Origin of the sequence: Methyloceanibacter superfactus, from assembly GCF_001723305.1 — a bacterium.
Taxonomy (GTDB): Bacteria; Pseudomonadota; Alphaproteobacteria; order Rhizobiales; family Methyloligellaceae; genus Methyloceanibacter; species Methyloceanibacter superfactus.
On record NZ_LPWF01000035.1, the window covers coordinates 79,133 to 96,357 of the forward strand.

The following is a 17,225-nucleotide window of genomic DNA, read 5'->3' on the forward strand; positions in this document are numbered from 1 at the left end:
GCTTTACTTCGACAAGGCCTCGGCCGTGCCGTCCCAATCGGGCGGGGGAGGGGTTTTGCGGAAGCTCGCGATTCTTTCGCGGTAGAGCGCGTAGAGCCGGTTGAGCGGCGCGGTGTTCATCTTCTCACACTCATGACTCAAGGCGTCCGCCGCGTCCCACTCCTTGGCGCGGTAGCTGGCGAGGAAGGCGCCGTGTTTTGTGCTGAGGTCGATAAATGGCTGGCTCTCCTTCAGCGCGGAATCGCCGAGTAAGGTGAAGACGCGCGTCGCGGACGTCTTGCCCTTCATCTTGAGGAGATCGATCTCGAGAAAGGCGAAGTCGGGCGCGCGCGCGACCGTCGATTCGCCGACAATGGTCATCAGGTCGTAGGTCTTCGACTGGCCTTCGAGGCGCGAGGCGACGTTGACGTTGTCGCCGATCACCGAATAGTCGAAGCGCGTCTCCGAGCCGAGATTGCCGACGCAGCAGACGCCGGTGTTGAGACCGATGCCGAGTTTGACCTCTTTATAGGGCCGGTCCTTGGCTTCCGCCTCCTGGCGCCAGCGCTCGTTCAAGGTCTTGCTCTCCGCCATGATGCGCAGCGCGGCGCGACAGGCATGGCTCGGGTGGTCCGGATCGTCGAGCGGCGCGTTCCAGAAGGCCATCAGCGCGTCGCCCATGAACTTGTCGATCGTACCTTGTTCATCGAGGACGATATTGCTGAGGGGCGTGAATAGGCTGTTCAGGAACCGCGTAAGCTCCTCCGCATCAAGTCCCTCCGAGATCGTGGTGAAGCCGCGCACGTCGCTGAATAACAACGTCATGTCGCGCGTCTCGCCGCCGAGCTTCAGTTGCTTGGGATCGTCGGCCAGGCGCTTCACCAGCGCCGGCGCCATATAGTGAGAGAAGGCGTTGCGCACGCGGTTACGCTCCCGCTCGGTCCGCAGGAAAACGAAGGAGGTGCCGGCGAGGTAGATGGCGGAAAGCGCGATCGCCGGATAAACCGGATCGACGAGCCAGCCGAGCGCGTCATAGGCATACCATGAGATGCCGACGACGCCGGCGACGGCCACGGCGCCAAGCACGGCGCTGCCCATCGCGCCGGCGCGGTAGATCAAGACCGCGATTAGCAGACCGAGCACGAGGATATAGAGAAGCTCGGCGGGCGTGGCGAAGTCCGGCCTGAGCAGATAGGCCTCTTGCAGGATTTGCTCGACGGCTTGGGCGTGCAGCTCGACTCCCGGCACGGAGGCTTCGAGCGGGGTCGCCCTGAGGTCGAGCAGGCCCGCCGCGCTGGTGCCGACCAGGATGATGCGGCCGGCGATCTCGTCGGCGCCGATCTCGCCGTTCAGCACTTTCCATGCGGGGAGGTAACGGGCCTCCGAATGGGGCGTGAACTTGATCCACATCTGACCGTTGGCCTCGGTCGGCACTTCGTAATCGCCGACTCGGATCTTGACGATGCCGGTGTTCTCGCCAAAAGCCTGCTCGCTGCTGGCGCCGGAGGACTTGACCACATAAGTCGAGGCGCCTTGGGCGAGGCGCAAGACATCCCCGGCGAGCGAGGGATAGAGCGTGTCGCCGATGCGCACGAGCATGGGCATGCGGCGGATGATCTGGTCGTATTCCGGAATCCAGTTGAGCGCGCCGGCGCCTTGGGCCGGGCCTTGCAGCACCTCGAGGCTTGCCGCGGCTCCCGGATAATACGGTGCGAAGAGGCGCGGATCGTCGCCGCCATGGGCAAAGCCCGCTTTGGTCTCAGGCATCGATTGGGCCTGCGGCGAGGCGATGAAGCCAAGCACGACGGGCGCCTCGGCAATCGCCTCGGCGAAGACCTGGTCGTTGGTGGGGAGCTTCTCCACCTCGGTCTTCAAGCTGTCGAGCGCCGCCGACTTCGGCCAGAACTGCACGGCGTTGGCCGGCGACATTCGGTCGGGCTCGGGAAAGACCATATCGAAGGCGATGGCGGCGGCACCGTCGACGCCGAGCTTGGCGACGAGCTCGGCCGCACCGTGCGTGGCCAGGGCCATTGGCCGATCTTCTGCAGCGATTCTTCGTCGATATCGAGATGCGCACCGGCAGCGCCGGGTCGAACTCGGCGGGGGCGACGCGCTGATAGGCGTCGAAGACAAGCGCCCGCATCCGCGCGACCGGGTTGGGGTCCCAAACCCGCAACGCCAGCGACGCAACGATGACGGCCCCCACAAGGAGAGCGTAGAGAAGGCGTGGACCCATCCCGTTGCTTTTCTTTGTCTCTCTCCGGCCGCGCCGAGACACGCGGGCCGGCAGACCCTAACGGCTGCGGCGGGCTCGCTCCAGTCTTGAATCGGCGCGAAGAATGAGGTTGGAGCGCGCGGTCAGTCGGCCCACGGACCGGCCGGGAACCGTCGCTGCAGCTCACGTTGCGCGTCGCTGATGCCGTCGTTCTTCGGCTTCGCCTTGTATGTGGGGCGCGCGGTGGTTTTCGGTGGGTAGGTCGGGTTCACCGCCTGCTTGGTGCGCTTCGGCGCGGTCTGCTTCGGCGCGGCCCGCTTCGCGGGCGCGGCTTTGGGCTTAGCGGAGGCCTTGGGCGCGATCTCGGGTTTCGGCGTCGGTGCCACCATCTTGGTGGTGGCGGCGCAATGATCGCCGGTCCAAGCCTTCAGCGCGGCGAGGGTCGCGTCTTGCGGCGCGTCGTCCGGCAGGTCGAGCTTGGAGAGTGCGTTGAAGCGCTGCAGCGCATCTTGCGTTTGTCCGTCCCAGTCGCTCGTCGGCGTGCCGTCATAGCAGTCGAGGTCTTCAAGCTCGGCGGCGATGTCGGCGGCGAGCTCGGCTTGCGTGGGCTGCATTGGCAAGGGGGCAGGGGCAGCGGCGGGCGCGGCTTTTGGCGCGACACCCTCGTCGACGGAGGCGAGCTTGGTCTCGACACCGGTGGCGCTTCCCGCCGGCCTCGACGGCGATCGTCGCGGGCGGCTTGGCTCACGCCGTCGGCGACCTTCGCGCCTTTGAGCCGCTCGATCTCCTCGCGCAAGGCCGCGATCTGCGCCGCCGTCTCGTTGGGCCCGCCAGCGGTTGGCGGGAGCGGGGCTGGCTTGAAGAAGAATTGACCGGTCAGGGAGGAATTCTCCCAGGGCACCTGCTTGCCGTCGGTCTGCTCCAGCACGTCACGGCGCACTTCGATCATGGTGTCGTTGATGCTCCGCCCTTGGGCCGCGATGTGGCGGAGGAGAGCGGCGGTGTAGGGGCTGTTGCGGCCGTCGCCGTCGAGCGCCACGTTGCCGGGCTGGGTGGAGAACGCGATCATCATGCCGACGGCCTTCTCGACTTGCGCGAGCCCGCGGCCGATCCCGAGCGACCGGCTTGTCTGGGCGAGCTGCATGGCGAGGGGGTTGTCGCGGCAGGCGTCGAGAAAGACGAGCGACAGCCGGCTGCTGCGCTCCAGCTGCTTGAGCACGAGGTCGAGCTCCACCGCCTCGAAGTCGAGATCCACGTCTGAGCTCAGCTTTGCATCGACGGGGGCGAGGAAGTTCCGTCCATTCACCTGCAGGCCGTGGCCCGCATAATAGAAGAGACCCACATCGGCGCCGCGCACCTTGTCGGCGAAGGTCCTGATGCGCTTGACCATGTCGCGCTTGGTGAGATCAGTGCCGTCGATCACCTCGAAGTCGAGTTCCCGCAAGGTGCGGGCCATGTCGGTCGCGTCATTGCTGGGGTTCTTCAGCGTGCCGGTGTGTTGATAGGCCGAATTGCCGATGACCAGGGCCACGCGTTTCTCGGCAGATGCCGGGGCGGACGCCGCCATCAGGGCGGCGACGCCGAAGACGCATGCGGTCAGATGCCGGAGCATGAACACCTCCATCCGCCTGATCCCGCCGCCTTTGGCCGGGACGGGATCATGAGAGCCTATTCGTCTAACCGCAGACCGATGAACGGCCGTTGAATGAGAGACCTCAGGTCAAGTCTGAGGTCTCAGGTCGGATCGTTGTGTGTGTATCTAGTATCCCGGCGGATGCATTCAACTCCAGCCGGACGACATGGTCTGCGGCGCCTTAATGGGCTTCGGCCCCGGAACCTAAGGCCCCGATAACGCAGTGTTTATCCCCGGGCGGGTCCGGCTGGGCTTATTATTGCGGCGATGGACAACATCTATAAATCGCTTTGGTGGCGCTCCCGCTTGGCGATAGTCTTCGGTGTGACGAGGTCTTATCGCGGAGGGCTCGGTTTGCGTCTTCCGATCGCGGCATTGGCTGCTATCGCGGGTCTCGGGCTGTTTTTCGGCAGCGCCCAGGCTGGCCGCTTCTTGCCGACGATCGAGAACCCTTACTGCCCCATCACCACCTATACCTTGCGCGACGTGGCGGAACTGGCCTCGTCCATGACCGACTCCGGAGGCCGGCCGGTGATCGTCGTCAATCTGCAGACGCTGCGCCAGCACCCATCCTATGGCAAGTTCCTGCTGGCCCATGAGTGCTGCCACCATTCGCTCGGTCATCTGGGTAAGTTCCGCAAGCGGCTGGGCGGGGTCGGGCCGCAACCCTTCTTCTATATCGCGCCGGCGCTGAAGCAGATGGAGCTCGAGGCCGATTGCTGCGCGGTCAGGATGCTGCGGGAGCGGCACGAGGCCGATGGCATCGAGGCGGCGCGGCACTCGATGGTCGCCTTCGGCGCGAACCCCACCGGGGCCTATTATCCGACCGGCGACGAGCGGGCCGCCAATATCCTGGTCTGTGCCGGCCCGGACGAATAGGGCTGGCAGGGCCGCTCCCGAATCTCCATATCTTCCTAGTGTTTCCGCCGTAAACCTGCCTGTTTGGGCATGCTATGGTGTCGGTTCCGAGATGAAGAAGAGGCGGCCTTGAAGGGCAGCGCAGCGATAATGCGCCGGGCGACGGTTTGCGCCCGGCCGGTTGGCATGGCGATGGCAATCCTGGCCGCGGCCGTGGCCCTTTGCCTGGGCGGCGAGGCGGGCGCCGCGCCGGTGCTGCGCGTCTGTGCCGACCCGGACAACATGCCCTTCTCCAACGATCAGAAAGAGGGCTTCGAGAACAAGCTCGCCGAACTCATCGCCGAACGTCTCGGGGACGAGCTCGAATATTCGTGGTTCACGGAGAGCACGGGCTATGTCCCGAATACGGTGGGCCACGATGCATGCGATCTCGTCATGGGCTACGCGCAAGGTACCGGGCTGATCGAGGACACCAATCCCTACTACAACACCTCATATGTGCTGATCACGCGCGAGGACGATGCTTCCCTCAAGGGGGTGGAGACGCTGTCCGACCCGCGGCTCAAGCAAAAGCGCATCGGACTTTTCGCCAGGACGCCGCCGGCGAGCATCCTCGCCATGCATGGGCTTGTGTCGAACGCGAAGCCTTTCGAGACCCACGCGGCGAGAGCCAATCGAAGGCAGCCGAGGCGATGATCGCGGAAATCGCCTCAGGGGAGCTCGACGCCGGGCTGCTGTGGGGGCCGGTCGGCGGCTATTACGCGCAGCGGGCCGACGTGCCGCTTCGGGTCGTGCCGCTCGTCAAGGAGACCGCGGGGCCGAACACCGTCTATGGCATCACCATGGGTGTGCGGCCCGACGAGCCCCAGTGGAAGCACCGCATCAACAAGGTGCTCGCCGAGAACCAGCACGACATCAACGTGATCCTGCAGGGCTACAACGTGCCGCTTCTGAACCAAGAGGGCGAGCTGATCGCGTCCGGCACCGCCGACCGCTAAGCTACATCTTGCAGATGCTTTCCGGCTCGTCGATGCCGAGCGTGTCCACCTCGATCTCGGGGTGGCTAGCGTGCGGAAAGCCGCGCTGCGGCGAGACCGAGACCGGCACCTTGTCGGTGGCGATCAGGATCGGCTGGCGGAACTGGCCGTCCCACGGGCGGAACTGCTGCTTGATGCCCTTGAACGGCGCAAGCTGAAGATCGGGGCCGTGGATGAAGGCCGAGACCGTGGCGAAATCGTTGTCCGGATTGCGGGTCACCGCCTCGCCGATAGTCCGCGTCGCGACATAGGCCTGATGGTCGATGGGCAACATCAGCCGGTGAAAGGCCTTCTCGAAATTATTGTTGGCCTGGGTGGCGCCCCATTTCTCGTGGCCGCGGCTCCAGGTCGTCGCCGTGAGCCCGGTCGTGCCGGCCACGATCTGCGGTGCCCCGCCGCCGCGATAAGGCAGGAGCGGGCCGAAGACCTGGTTCTCGTCGGCGACGACGATGACGTCATATTTGGGGCTTGAGACCACCGTCTTGTCGGCGTTCGCCTGCTTGCCCGGGATGGCCGGGGGGATCACGCCCACATCGTCGCGCCGGCCGCCGGAGACGTCCTTGTATTCGCGGACATCGACGATATTGCCGCCGAAGCGGCCGGCGGCGCGCTTGACCGCCTCCGCGTAAGCGAGGTCGGCGGGCGTCGAGCCGTGGACCAAAAGCCAATTCTTCCAGTCCATGGCGACGAGATATTGGGCCAGCGCATCGGCCAGCATGTAGCGGTCCGGCACGATATGCATGACGTTGGCGCGGCAGTCGGCTTGCCGGAGCGATACATCGGTGGCGCGGATGTTGAACAAGAGAACGTTCTTGTCCTTGGCCCAGTCGGCGAGCTTGAGGAGGGTCGGGGCGGATGCATCGACGATGACGTAGTTGTGGCCGGACGCCTGGAACTTCTCTAGCGCCGCGAGGGCCTCTTCCGGCGACGACGCGGTCTCGGTATCGAGGCTATAAAGATGTCCGGTGAACCGGCCGCCGGCATTGTTCTCGTCAATCCCCATCTTGGCGCCGGCAACGCCGGCATTCTCGGGCTCGACGTCGAGCCGCGACGCCGGGCGGGGATGCTCCACCTCCTCGATGATGTAACCGATGTCGAGCGGCACCATTTCGGGGGATTGCGGCATCTGCACGCTGACGCCGCCTTCGCGCTCCTTGGAGGGATGGCTGGTGTCGGTGGCTTGGGCAGCAGCGTTCAAGGACGAGACGCCCAAGAGCGTGAGCGCGGAGACCAAGAGAGCGCGGGAAAGGGGCCTGTTGGCCCAGCGAACTTGCATGAGAGGACCGTTTCGCCGGTTATCGCGTTGCGCCGAAACCCGAAAATGGCCCTTTCGTAGGGTTCGAGGGGGCCAATCGAGCGATCGGCCGCATGGTACCGACAAGAAATTAGGCAATGCAAGTTGGAAACCTAGGCAAAGATAATTGCCGTGACAGTAGGTGGCGCGCGCCGCCGCCCTTGCCTGTGGATTGGCGATGAGGCTTTTCCCCGAATCGCAAGGGGGGTGCTAGGTTCCCACGATGGAATTCACGGTCGGATCGGCTGTTCGCTACGGGTGGGAGACGTTCAAGAAGCGCCCATGGTTCTTCGTGGGCTCGAGCGTCGTCATCTTCGTCGCCTATATGATCGTCGGCGGGATCACGAGCGGGATTGACTCGGTGCTCGGCGCCACGCCGGAAGAGCCATCTCTGATCGGCGGCCTGGTCAATTTCGCGCTCTCCACCCTCATCGGCATGGGCGTCGTCGCCTTCTATCTCGCCGCGCACGACAATCCGGAAACCGTGGAGCTGTCGGCACTGTGGCACCCGCAACCCTTCTGGAAATTTCTCGCGGCGTCGATCCTGGTGGGTCTCGCCGTCGGCATCGGCTTTGTGTTGCTGATCGTGCCTGGGCTCATCGCCGCGGTGCTGTTCATGTTCACGACCTTCATCGTCATCGACCGGGGCCTCGGCCCCATCGAAGCGATGAAAGAGAGCATGCGGATTGGTAGCGGCTATCGCTGGACGCTGCTCGGCCTGATCGCCGTCCTCATGCTGATCGTCATCGCCGGATTGCTCGCACTGTTCGTCGGCGTTCTCGTCGCCATGCCGGTGTCGACATTGGCCTTCGTGCACGCCTACCGGGTGTTGTCGCGCCGTGCCGGCGCCGCGCCGGTCGCACCGGATGCGCGGCTGGCCGCATAGGCCCTCAGCGTCTCGGATCACACTTATCGAGAACCGTCGCCGTGCAAGCACGCGCGTGCTTGTCTACTCGGCGGGGACGAGGGGCTCTTGCGCCGTCTTCATCGCCGCGGTGACGTTGCGCGGATTGCGGTAGACGAACTCCGTGGCCGGCTTGGCCGCCTCCGCCTTGGCCAGCGCCACCATCTCGCCGTGATAGGGTGACAGGGCGCAAGCCGGATCGGTGTTGCGCGGATCGGCGGTCATGGCCATCGCCTGGCAGCGGCAGCCGCCGAAGTCGATCTCCTTGAAAGCGCAGGAGCGGCAGGGCTCCTTCATCCACTCGGTTCCGCGGAAGGCGTTGAAGGCATCCGAGTTCATCCAGATGTCGAGGAGCTTGCGGTCCCGCACATTGTCGAAGGCAAGCGAAGGAATGCTCTCGGCGGCGTGGCACGGGAGCACCTTGCCGGCCGGGGTGATGTTCATGAAGCCCTTGCCCCAGCCGCCCATGCAAGGCTTCGGGCGCTTGGCGTAGTAATCGGGGACGACCATGTCGATGGTGAGCACGCCCTTGAGCCGCTCGCGCGCGTTCTCGACGAGGTCGATCGACTGGACCGTCTGCTCGTAAGTGGGGATCAGCGCGGCGCGATTGAGGAAGGCCCAGCCGTAATATTGCACATGGGCGATCTCGAGCCGCTGGGCTCCCAGCTCCACGGCGAGATCGATATAGCGGCCGACATTGTGGATGTTCTGCCGGTGAATGGGCGCGTTGACGGTGAGGGGAAGGCCCATGTCGACGACCCAGCGGGCGACGTCGAGCTTCTTCTGGGTGGCGCCGGGATAGGCGCCGATCCGCTCGGCGTTCTCGGCGTCGACGTCCTGGAACGAGATTTGAACGTGGTCGAGCCCGCGTTTGACGAGGTCTTCCAGCCGATCGCGCTTGAGGGTAACGGCGGCAGTGATCAGGTTCGAGTAAAGCCCGGCTTCCGACGCGGCGGAGATGATGTCTTCGAGATCCTTGCGGGCCGTGGGCTCGCCGCCCGACAGATGAACTTGCAGAATGCCCATCTCGCCGGCTTGGCGCATCACCGAGACCCACTCCTCGGTGGTGAGCTCGTTGTTGACGCGCTCGAGCTCGATGGGGTTTGAACAATAGCCGCATTGCAGGGGACAGCGATGCGTCAGCTCGGCGAGCATGCCGATGGGCGCGCGGGCGCACAACTCCGCGGTCATGTCCTCGCCGCCAACCACGCCTGCGGTCGGCTCGTCGTCCACGCTAACGGTTTGACAATGCTCGTTGGGCTGAAGCTCTTCGGTCATGCCTTTACGTATCCCTTGTCTGCCAAGCCCTGGAGCAGGTCGAGTACGTCGGCGGTGATGACGTCGACGGGGGCCGAATACTCCTCGGCGAGCTTGGCGGAGATTTCCTCCACAGTCCTTGTTCCGTCGCAGAGTTGCAGAACCGCGACGGCAGTTTGGTCCGGCGTCAGAACACGTTCCGGCGCCAGGAGCACCCATCGCCCCCGCCCCGCGTCATGGCGGAGCTTCAGATAGGGCGGCAGTTTCGGCCGGGTCTCACGGCCGACGATGAGCCGGCCGGGAGACGTCGTTGCGCCCGTCATGCCTCGTCCGGCACGAAGGCGCCGGGGGGAATCATTCCCGGCTCGACATAGGCCAAATGAAGCGCATCGAGCTGCGCCCATAAAACATGCGTCTTGAAGCGGAGCGCATCGAGCACGCCCTGCTGTGCCTCGGGCGTGCGAGCGTTCTGCTTCACATATTCAAGCGCGAAGTCGGCATCGCGCGGCGCTTGCGTCAGGCGGCGCTTGAAATAAGCCATCACGTCGTCGCTGATGAAGTCGTAATTCTCCAGCATGCCGGCGATGCGCGCCTTGTGGATGTTCGGCGCGAACAATTCGGTGAGCGAGGACGCAACCGCTTCCACTAGCGTCTTCTCGCGCACGAAGTTCACATAGGCTTCCACAGCGAAGACCGTCTCGGGGAGGGCGCCTTTGCGCGAGATGACATAGTCGCGGTCGAGGCCGAGCCCGTCGGTCAGCACGAGCCAGCGCTCGATGCCGCCTTCCTCCTCGCCATAGCCGTCATGGTCCATGATGCGATGCAGCCACTCGCGGCGAAGCTCGCGGTCATGGCAGCGGCTCATCAGGGCGGCGTCCTTGCGGGGCACGGCCGACTGGTAGCAATAGCGGTTCAGGGCCCAAGCCTGCACTTGGCCCTTATTCAGCTTGCCGCCATGCAGCAGCGCATGAAAGGGATGCTTATCGTGATACTGAGCGGCGCCGATGGCGCGCAGCTCTTGCTCCAGTTCGTCAGGGCTCATTATCTTCGTCACGGCTCTACACCTCGATCTCAACCATTGGTCTGGGAGGATAAACTAGCCCGGCGCCGCTGCCGCCTTCTTGATGCGCGTCAATCCTCAAATATTGTCTACTAATGGCGCTTCTTCGTGAGCGCCTTTGAATCGGTCTATACCATGTAGAAACATGGTGATGCGCAATGAGAGTTTCATGACTCGTTCATGAACACTGCGTTGATGCCGGATTAAGAACGTCTGAACGGGCTATCGGCTCTTAGCGAGCCATCGTAGACGAAAGGCCGAAGCGGCGCCATTGCGTGGCCGCGACTGGCCGTCCCCCCAGAGTCCTCCCCCCAGAGTCCTGCCCCCAGATGTGCGAAACGGCGATCTGGCTCCCGCCGGACCGCCGCTTCGCGATTTCCGAGATGAGGAAAAGCCGGACTAAGCGCGGTCCAGCTCGGCCGGCAGGTAGCTCGTCACTTCCATGCCAGACTCCGTTTCCTCAACCGTCGGCTTGTGCCACTCACGCATGATAGTTCTCCTTTCGCGAGTTTAAGACCAAGCATCGGTCGGGACGGTCCCTTGAACGTTTTGCGAACCCGAACTCAAAGGATCGCCCGACTCTGCGATTGGAATATGCGATCGTGTCATGATAATTTCCAATCGTATTTCCTTATAGAAAGCATAAGCGCTCCTTATCGCCATGGTTTCCCTCAGGCAGCTTCGCTATCTCGAGTCGCTCGCCGAGACGCGGCACTTCCGCCACGCGGCGGAGGCGTGCGCCGTCAGCCAGCCGGCGCTCAGCATGCAGATCAAGGAGCTGGAGGACGAGCTCCAGCTCAGCCTCGTGGAGCGGCGCAAGTCCGGCGTGGAGCTGACCGAGAAAGGGGTGGAGGTGGCCCGGGCGGCGCGCAGCATCCTCGCCTCGGTGCGCGATCTCGTCGACTACGCCAAGCAGCAGGAGGGCTTGCTGTCGGGCGTGCTCAAGCTCGGCGCCATCCCCTCGATCGCACCCTATCTCCTGCCGGCCGCCTTGCCCGCCTTACAAAAGCGCTTTCCGGCCCTCAAGCTCCAGTTGCGCGAGACGGTGACGGAAAACCTCGTGCATGAGCTTGTGACCGGCGATCTCGACGTTATTCTCGTCGCCTTGCCGATCGACGATCCCGAGGTGGAGACGCAATATCTGTTCGCCGACAGCTTCATCCTGGCGACACAGGCCACACCTGAGAACGCGAAGCTGCGGGGCGCCACGCCGGACATGCTTGCCGATGAGAGGCTGCTGCTGTTGGAGGAGGGCCACTGCTTGCGCGACCAGGCGCTGTCCTACTGTCACATGATGACGCGCGAGGCGCGCGAGAGCTTCGGCGCGTCGAGCTTGGCCACCATCGTGCAGATGGTGGCGAACGGCTATGGCGTCACGTTGTTGCCGGAGATGGCCATCGAGAGCGAGATTCACCGCGGCGGCGATATTCGCCTGTTGCGTTTTCCGGCGCCGGAGCCCAAACGCGAGATCGGGCTCGCCTGGCGCAAGACCTCGCCGCGTAAGGACGAGTTCGCGCAGTTCGGTAAGCTGCTCTGCGAGATCCTGCCGAAGCCAACCAAGAAGCCTACAAAGCCCAAGAAGAACGGAGGCCGAAAACGTTAAGCACCCAAATCTCGATCCTCTTGGCAGTGTTGATCTTCGCCAGGGCGGGTCTCGTGCGCGTGGCGCGGCCGGTGTCCGACTTCTACGTGGCGGCGCGGCTGATGCCCGCCATGTTCAACGGCATGGCTATCGCAGCCTCCTTCATGGCGGTGCTGGTGTTCGTCGGCTTGGCCGGCGGACTGGGCCCCGATTGGCAGGGCGTCACGACATTGCTGCTGGGCGGCGGCGCAGGCCTGATCGTGGCCGGAGTGCTGCTCGCGCCTTACTTGCGTGCCTATGGCGGCTACACGCTGCCGGACTTTCTCGCCGAGCGTTTCGGTGGCGACAAGATCCGGCCGCTCGCGGTGCTGGCCATCATTCTCTGCTCTTTTCCGGCACTCGCCACCGTGCTGCTCGGTTTCGGCATGCTTAGCGCCGCGCTGTTCTCCCTACCGGCCGTCACTGGCATCGGCTTCGGCGTCGCGATGATCCTGGTGTGCACGCTGATCGGTGGCATGCGCTCGCTGAGCCTGTCGCAGATCGCTCAATATGCCCTGCTGCTGGCAGCCTCGCTGACCGCGGTCATGGTCGTGCTCTGGCAGGCGGAAACGCTGCTCGGCGAAAGCCAGTTGCTGATCGATGAGGTGATCCCAGGCCTCGGACTGCAAGATTTCGCGCAAGACGACGCGGTCAACCGCTTCGCCCTGATCTGCTGCCTGGCGGCAGGGACCGCCTCGTTGCCGTTTCTCCTCATGCGGAGCTTCACGACCCCCACGCCCGGCAACGCGCGGACTTCGTTTTTCGTCAGCGTGCTCTTCGCCGGGGCGCTGTGCTTGGCCGCACCGGCCTTTGCCGCGCTGTTCGAGGCGGCCTGGGTAAAGAGCGGTGACAACTTGTCGATGATCGCCGAGGGGGTGCTGACAGTGGCGGCGATCGCCGGGCTGCTCGCCGTCGGCAGCGCGCTCGCCCTGTGCATCGCCAACGCGGTCTCCTACGACCTCTACTTCAAGGATGCGCACCCCACGGCATCTACCCGGCGGCGGCTGTTCGTGGCGCGCCTGTCGGTGATCTTGGTGGCGGGGCTCGCCGCGCTTGCCGCGATGGCCGAGCCGCAAGCGATGTTGACGGGCACTGCGGCGGCGTTGTCACTGGCGGCCAGCGCCTTTCTGCCGGCGCTCGTGCTCGGCGTGTGGTGGAAGCGCGCCAGCGCGGACGCAGCGCTTGCAGGCATGATCGCCGGGCTCGCCGTCTGTCTCTATTACATGATCGCGCCGCACACGATCCCGTTCGCCTTCTTCGAGTCGTCGAGCGTCTTCTCCAATGCGACCGACGCGCAGAGGTCGGCCTATGAGTCGTTGCAGCAGAGCTACTATCTCACCAATGGGGCCGCGCAGGAGGCGGTGCTGGCGAAATGGGACGCCGCGGCGCGCCCGATCGCCAATTGGTGGGGTGTGCGGGGGGCCTTCGCAGGGCTCTTCGCGGTGCCCGTGGGCTTCCTCGTGATGATCGGCGTGAGCCTGTTCACGGCGGCGCCGTCCGAGGACGTGCAGCGCTTCGTGAAGGGCTTGCGCGAGCGGACCGTCTGAACCCGGAAGCGAAGCCGGAGGCGATCGTTACTCGACCGAGGCGCTGGCGGCGCCGGGCGGTGGCGGTCCGCCGAGGAGGCGGAAGCTGTCGCGGAAGCGTTCGGCCCCGTCACTCTTGGCGTGGCCCTTGGGTCCGGCGGACACCAGCATGTAGACCCGGTCGCCGTTGGCCACCAGATCGACGAGATGATTGAGCTTGCCTCTGCCGTCCTCGGCAATGGCCTCGTAGCCCGGCCGCTCGTCGATGGTCTTGGCGCCCTTGTTGCGCACCTTCGTGCCGCTGCCCTTGGCATAGGCGTTGACGACCTTGGCGAAATAGTCGGGTTTCGGTGGGCTGGGCGCCCGGCTTCCGGATATTCGAAGACCACCACGCTATAGACCGTGTCGTCGCTGACACTCACTTGATAGTCGTGCTGGAGCAGCGGGTTCTGGCCGGAGACCGGCGTGCTCACCGCTTTGGGCTTGGCGGTCGCGCCGGGAAACGAGGCGACGAAGCCCCGCTCCGAGAAGTGGAATTCGCGCCATTTCGGCGGCTCGGGCGCGGGCGCATCCTCCGCGGCGATGCACGGAGCGGCCAGCGCCAGAAGCGCTATCGAGGCCAAAGCGATGCGTCGAACAGGCACTGCAGATCCCTTCGTCGCCTGCGTGTAGAATCGCAAGTCTACCCGATCATCCCGTATGGTTCACCCGTGACACGCATGCGCCGGCGGTAGTCAGCCTTGCGACGCCGCCGACAGCGCCCGGCGGTACATCGCTTCCACATCGGCCTTCAGGTCGCGCCGGGAGTCGGGGCGCAAATACAGCATATGCCCGCCGGCATAGTCCTCAATGGTGATCGGCGTCGCGCCCTTGAGCGGCGGCAGCTGCCCCACGAGATAGGTCGGCACCATGTAAGGCGTGATGAGGTCGGTGTAGCCGGTGGCGATCATCACTTCGAGCGCGCGGTTGGAAGCGCGGGCCTCCTGGATGTCGTCGAGCACCCCGGCATAGCCTTGCCGTGTCGGGCTGGTGCCGAAATCCCATTTGTTGCGCACGTCGCGATTGAGCAGGCGGTAGGGCTCGTCGGTCCTATAGGCGAGGTCAGTCTGGGCGTAGTCGACGAAGGCCGCGCTCCATAGCGGGATCGTGGCGTCGAGCACGGGGTCGGGGCCGTGCGGCCATGCGCTCGAGGGATGCGGATCGGGGCCGCTGACGCTGCCGTCATAGCGGCTCAACAGCTGGCCGCCGTCGCGGTCGAACTCCTTGATGAACACAGAGGGCGAGACACGCGCCAGGTGCTGTTCCACCTTGTCCAGGGGCAGACCAGTCAATTCCGCCACGCGGGCGCTTGCCGTCTTGCCGCCTTGCTCGGCGCCCGAAGCCAGCGCCACTAGGTAATCGGACAGGGCATAGTTTTCGGCGTCGGCCAACGCATCCTTAAGCGCTTGCCGCCCGGTGACGCCGTCGCTCTCGAGCTTGACGGCGGCGTAAGAGGGCAGCGCCAGCGCCCAAAGCATTGGGTCGTAGTCCTCGCCGTGGATCATGGAGAACTCGAGCGCGGGTGACACGAGCACCAGCCCGCTCGGCGAGATGCCGGTGGTCTTCTGCAACTCGCGGGCGATGGTCGCGGCGCGGAAGCCGCCATAGCTCTCGCCGGTGAGGAACACGGGCGAGGCCATGCGATTGTTGTCGATGAGATAGAGCCGGATGAATTCGGCGAGCGACTCGGTGTCTTGCTTCACGCCCCAGAAATCCGACTCCTTCTTCTCGCCCGCGGCGCGGCTATAGCCGGTGCCCACCGGATCGACGAAGACCAGGTCGGTGAAGGAAAGCCAGCTCGCGTCGTTGTCGGCGAGGCGCGGCGGCGGCCCGAGCAATTCCCCCGTTGTCCGTGGCCTCGATGATCTTCGGGCCCATCGCGCCGAGATGGAGATAGGCGGAGGCCGCGCCCGGACCGCCGTTGAAGACGAAGGTGACGGGGCGGCCGGTGTCGGCGGGCGACTTGGTATAGGCGACGTAGAAGATCTCGGCCGTGATCTTGCCCTTCTCGTGGAGCGGGAGGGCGCCGGCGACGGCACTGTAGGTCAAGGCGGCGCTGCCCTGTTGCAGCGTGTGGGACGTGGTCACGGCGGGCGGCAGGAGCGGTTTTGCCGCCTCTTGGCTCTCGTCCTTGCTCCCGTCGTTGCTTTCTTGCCCCTTGGCTTGCCCCTCGGGCGCGGACTGTTGAGTGACGGGCTTGGGCTCGGGCCTGGGCGCGTGGACGTCCTCGGCTCGCGCGCCGGAGAAGACGGCGAAGGCGGCAAGGAAGGCGGCTAGGCAGACTGGTCCGGCGAGGTGGCGTCGAGAAGCGTCTGTCACTTTGATGTGCTCTCTGGCTGGAGACGGCAATGGCCCTTGCGAGGGGGGCATCACAGACTTATGCAAGCAAGCGGGCAGTCTCAAGGCGCGGAAATCCGTGACAGTCCTTGCCGGCTACCACCATCACCGCGCCATCATTTGAGAGCAGCAACGGGTCCATGGTGAGAAAAGCCTTCATCTTGGCCTTGCTTGCACCGATGGCGACGGGGTTTTTCGGCTGCGCCGATCGGGAGGAGATCCGCGCAGATCGTGTGGCCCAACAGGTGGCCAAGGATGCGGAGGAGGAGGCAGCTTGCCGCCCTAAAGGCGACCCGGGAAGCGCCGAATATGATGCCTGCCGCCAGGAATTGGCGAACAAGCGTGCCCAGAAGGCCGAGATCGAGTACCAGAAGCGCCGGGATTTCGACCGGGTGTTGGGCGGTCTCGACGATTTGTGAGCGTGAGCGCGTTTCCCGCCACACCCTTCTTACAAAATCATGCGATCCCGAGTTTGGCCGTTGGCCCCAATGGGTTTGACCGCTAAGCTGAGGCGAGCGGAGATCTGACGGCCAACAGCCTGCCGTTTCTTTAGGTGCCCTCCAAGCGTGGGGCGGCGCAAAAGCGCCTTGTTCGAGGCGGGGGCGATCTCCTACGGTAGGCCGTCGCGGCCAAAGACTCCGGTTCGTCGGGGCGGAAGCCCCGTCACGGCGCCCTTTGTTTAGCGTTCCGTTGTTTAGCGTCCTCGGGGATGAGTAGGGATGAGTCTTGTAACCCATGAGGCTCGACCTGGATTCGGGTTCTAGCGGAGCCTCTCTGCATGGCCAGTCCGATGCGCAAAAAACGTGCCTGGTCGACGCGGGAAGACGACGCTGAGTCGAGGGAAACAGCCGCGCTCGAGGCATCGGTCGCCGCGGCCCAGGATACCGCCGCGAAGTCCGGCGCGTTCCTCTCCACCGCCAAAGAGGACCTGACCGACCACAAGCGCTGGCTGCAGGCGCAGAGCGCCGCCGTCGATCGCGACCGCGCCCGGCACGAGCGCTGGCTACAGCGTCAGCGTGAGCACCGGGTCGCCGCCGCCCGGCGGGAGCGCACCAAGCGCCGCCGGCAACTCATGCGTCAACGGGCGACGCGCGCGGTGCAGCAGGCGACATGGGCGGCGCTACTCTTCGTCCGGTCCCTGGTCCTGCTCGCCGTCGCCAAGATCGTCGCCGGGTTCAAATATGCCGGGGCGTTGATCGCCGCCTTCGCGGGCTATGTCGCGCGTCTCGTCGCGGCGGGCTTGCGCTTTACGGGTGCACAACTGTCCGCCGCCGGGCGTTGGTTCGCGGCGATGATGTCGGCGGGGCTCGCATGGACCGGGGCCAAGGCGCAGGCGTCCGCCCGCGCCGGCGGCTCGACGCTGGCCGCCGGGTCTTCGCTGGTGGCGTCCAAGGCCGGGGCCGCCGGCCGTTCGGCCAGCCGGTCGCTCGGCAGCGGGTTTGCCCTGGCGTCGGCGAAGAGCGCG

At 65.0% G+C, this 17,225-nt stretch carries 19 protein-coding genes; 8 read left to right on the plus strand and 11 right to left on the minus strand.

Going from position 1 to position 17,225, the window contains the following annotated elements; translation table 11 throughout:
* Positions 1-3 precede the first annotated feature (3 nt).
* The 3 genes from AUC69_RS14485 to AUC69_RS14495 form a co-directional block, all read right to left on the minus strand.
* Positions 4-2,010 carry a CHASE2 domain-containing protein gene (locus AUC69_RS14485; RefSeq protein WP_069442774.1) on the minus strand — a complete coding sequence of 669 codons (2,007 nt, stop codon included), beginning with the start codon at positions 2,008-2,010 and terminating at the stop codon, positions 4-6.
* A 327-nt stretch (positions 2,011-2,337) separates the two neighbouring features.
* On the minus strand, positions 2,338-2,583 hold the full coding sequence (locus tag AUC69_RS17590) for a hypothetical protein (RefSeq protein WP_069442775.1): 246 nt from the start codon (positions 2,581-2,583) through the stop codon (positions 2,338-2,340).
* A 38-nt stretch (positions 2,584-2,621) separates the two neighbouring features.
* Complete coding sequence (locus AUC69_RS14495) at positions 2,622-3,806, minus strand: caspase family protein (RefSeq protein ID WP_158008138.1); 1,185 nt, start codon at positions 3,804-3,806, stop codon at positions 2,622-2,624.
* A 375-nt stretch (positions 3,807-4,181) separates the two neighbouring features.
* On the opposite strand from AUC69_RS14495, the gene AUC69_RS14500 reads away from it, so the two are divergent.
* From AUC69_RS14500 to AUC69_RS16665, 3 genes are all read left to right on the plus strand, one after another.
* Positions 4,182-4,706, plus strand: coding sequence for a M48 family metalloprotease (locus tag AUC69_RS14500; protein WP_141700825.1), 525 nt, complete (start codon positions 4,182-4,184; stop codon positions 4,704-4,706).
* Positions 4,707-4,871: 165 nt separating this feature from the next.
* Entirely contained in the window at positions 4,872-5,381 is a 510-nt protein-coding gene (locus tag AUC69_RS16660) for a transporter substrate-binding domain-containing protein (RefSeq protein ID WP_158008139.1), read from the plus strand.
* Complete coding sequence (locus tag AUC69_RS16665) at positions 5,378-5,683, plus strand: hypothetical protein (protein WP_083239488.1); 306 nt, start codon at positions 5,378-5,380, stop codon at positions 5,681-5,683. Before AUC69_RS16660 ends, AUC69_RS16665 begins: the two co-directional genes overlap by 4 nt.
* A 1-nt stretch (position 5,684) precedes the next feature.
* On the opposite strand, the gene AUC69_RS14510 is transcribed toward AUC69_RS16665, so the two are convergent.
* Positions 5,685-6,920, minus strand: coding sequence for an ABC transporter substrate-binding protein (locus AUC69_RS14510; RefSeq protein WP_158008140.1), 1,236 nt, complete (start codon positions 6,918-6,920; stop codon positions 5,685-5,687).
* 319 nt (positions 6,921-7,239) lie between these two features.
* Between AUC69_RS14510 and AUC69_RS14515 the strand changes: the two genes are divergently transcribed.
* On the plus strand, positions 7,240-7,902 hold the full coding sequence (locus AUC69_RS14515; RefSeq protein ID WP_069442778.1) for a DUF2189 domain-containing protein: 663 nt from the start codon (positions 7,240-7,242) through the stop codon (positions 7,900-7,902).
* A 63-nt stretch (positions 7,903-7,965) separates the two neighbouring features.
* Here the strand turns inward: AUC69_RS14515 and pqqE are convergent, their stop codons facing one another.
* The 4 genes from pqqE to pqqA all read right to left on the minus strand — a co-directional run bounded on the left by pqqE (position 7,966) and on the right by pqqA (position 10,726).
* Positions 7,966-9,111 carry a pyrroloquinoline quinone biosynthesis protein PqqE gene (gene pqqE, locus AUC69_RS14520; RefSeq protein ID WP_069442801.1) on the minus strand — a complete coding sequence of 382 codons (1,146 nt, stop codon included), beginning with the start codon at positions 9,109-9,111 and terminating at the stop codon, positions 7,966-7,968.
* Between the two features lie 83 nt (positions 9,112-9,194).
* A complete protein-coding gene (pqqD, locus tag AUC69_RS14525) occupies positions 9,195-9,500 on the minus strand; it encodes a pyrroloquinoline quinone biosynthesis peptide chaperone PqqD (RefSeq protein WP_069442779.1) in 306 nt (101 codons plus the stop codon).
* Complete coding sequence (gene pqqC / locus AUC69_RS14530) at positions 9,497-10,219, minus strand: pyrroloquinoline-quinone synthase PqqC (RefSeq protein ID WP_069442780.1); 723 nt, start codon at positions 10,217-10,219, stop codon at positions 9,497-9,499. The genes pqqD and pqqC overlap by 4 nt, the downstream gene beginning before the upstream one ends.
* A gap of 417 nt (positions 10,220-10,636) precedes the next feature.
* Positions 10,637-10,726, minus strand: coding sequence for a pyrroloquinoline quinone precursor peptide PqqA (gene pqqA, locus AUC69_RS14535; RefSeq protein WP_069442781.1), 90 nt, complete (start codon positions 10,724-10,726; stop codon positions 10,637-10,639).
* A 172-nt stretch (positions 10,727-10,898) separates the two neighbouring features.
* On the opposite strand from pqqA, the gene AUC69_RS14540 reads away from it, so the two are divergent.
* Both AUC69_RS14540 and AUC69_RS14545 read left to right on the plus strand, forming a co-directional pair.
* Positions 10,899-11,840, plus strand: coding sequence for a hydrogen peroxide-inducible genes activator (locus tag AUC69_RS14540; RefSeq protein ID WP_069442782.1), 942 nt, complete (start codon positions 10,899-10,901; stop codon positions 11,838-11,840).
* Between the two features lie 26 nt (positions 11,841-11,866).
* The gene (locus AUC69_RS14545; RefSeq protein WP_069442783.1) at positions 11,867-13,405 is read left to right on the plus strand and encodes a sodium:solute symporter family transporter; all 1,539 of its coding nucleotides are present in this window, start codon (positions 11,867-11,869) and stop codon (positions 13,403-13,405) included.
* Between the two features lie 27 nt (positions 13,406-13,432).
* On the opposite strand, the gene AUC69_RS14550 is transcribed toward AUC69_RS14545, so the two are convergent.
* From AUC69_RS14550 to AUC69_RS17595, 3 genes are all read right to left on the minus strand, one after another.
* Entirely contained in the window at positions 13,433-13,675 is a 243-nt protein-coding gene (locus tag AUC69_RS14550; RefSeq protein WP_069442784.1) for a hypothetical protein, read from the minus strand.
* A gap of 443 nt (positions 13,676-14,118) precedes the next feature.
* A complete protein-coding gene (locus tag AUC69_RS14560; protein WP_069442786.1) occupies positions 14,119-15,261 on the minus strand; it encodes a S10 family serine carboxypeptidase-like protein in 1,143 nt (380 codons plus the stop codon).
* Positions 15,167-15,742, minus strand: coding sequence for a hypothetical protein (locus AUC69_RS17595; protein ID WP_069442787.1), 576 nt, complete (start codon positions 15,740-15,742; stop codon positions 15,167-15,169). The genes AUC69_RS14560 and AUC69_RS17595 overlap by 95 nt, the downstream gene beginning before the upstream one ends.
* Positions 15,743-15,900: 158 nt before the next feature.
* On the opposite strand from AUC69_RS17595, the gene AUC69_RS14570 reads away from it, so the two are divergent.
* Both AUC69_RS14570 and AUC69_RS14575 read left to right on the plus strand, forming a co-directional pair.
* Positions 15,901-16,179 (plus strand): hypothetical protein, encoded by a 279-nt coding sequence (locus tag AUC69_RS14570; protein ID WP_069442788.1) that lies wholly within the window; start codon positions 15,901-15,903, stop codon positions 16,177-16,179.
* A 359-nt stretch (positions 16,180-16,538) separates the two neighbouring features.
* Positions 16,539-17,225: TrbL/VirB6 family protein (locus tag AUC69_RS14575; protein ID WP_204377338.1), on the plus strand; the 687-nt coding region annotated here is incomplete at its 3' end.

Coding starts and splice junctions, on each gene's coding strand:
- AUC69_RS14485 (WP_069442774.1), bottom strand. CDS start 2,010: ATGGCCCTGGCCACGCACGGTGCGGCCGAGCTCGTCGCCAAGCTCGGC.
- AUC69_RS17590 (WP_069442775.1), bottom strand. CDS start 2,583: ATGGTGGCACCGACGCCGAAACCCGAGATCGCGCCCAAGGCCTCCGCT.
- AUC69_RS14495 (WP_158008138.1), bottom strand. CDS start 3,806: ATGCTCCGGCATCTGACCGCATGCGTCTTCGGCGTCGCCGCCCTGATG.
- AUC69_RS16660 (WP_158008139.1), top strand. CDS start 4,872: ATGGCGATGGCAATCCTGGCCGCGGCCGTGGCCCTTTGCCTGGGCGGC.
- AUC69_RS16665 (WP_083239488.1), top strand. CDS start 5,378: ATGATCGCGGAAATCGCCTCAGGGGAGCTCGACGCCGGGCTGCTGTGG.
- AUC69_RS14515 (WP_069442778.1), top strand. CDS start 7,240: ATGGAATTCACGGTCGGATCGGCTGTTCGCTACGGGTGGGAGACGTTC.
- pqqE (WP_069442801.1), bottom strand. CDS start 9,111: ATGACCGCGGAGTTGTGCGCCCGCGCGCCCATCGGCATGCTCGCCGAG.
- pqqD (WP_069442779.1), bottom strand. CDS start 9,500: ATGACGGGCGCAACGACGTCTCCCGGCCGGCTCATCGTCGGCCGTGAG.
- pqqC (WP_069442780.1), bottom strand. CDS start 10,219: ATGAGCCCTGACGAACTGGAGCAAGAGCTGCGCGCCATCGGCGCCGCT.
- pqqA (WP_069442781.1), bottom strand. CDS start 10,726: ATGCGTGAGTGGCACAAGCCGACGGTTGAGGAAACGGAGTCTGGCATG.
- AUC69_RS14540 (WP_069442782.1), top strand. CDS start 10,899: ATGGTTTCCCTCAGGCAGCTTCGCTATCTCGAGTCGCTCGCCGAGACG.
- AUC69_RS14570 (WP_069442788.1), top strand. CDS start 15,901: ATGGTGAGAAAAGCCTTCATCTTGGCCTTGCTTGCACCGATGGCGACG.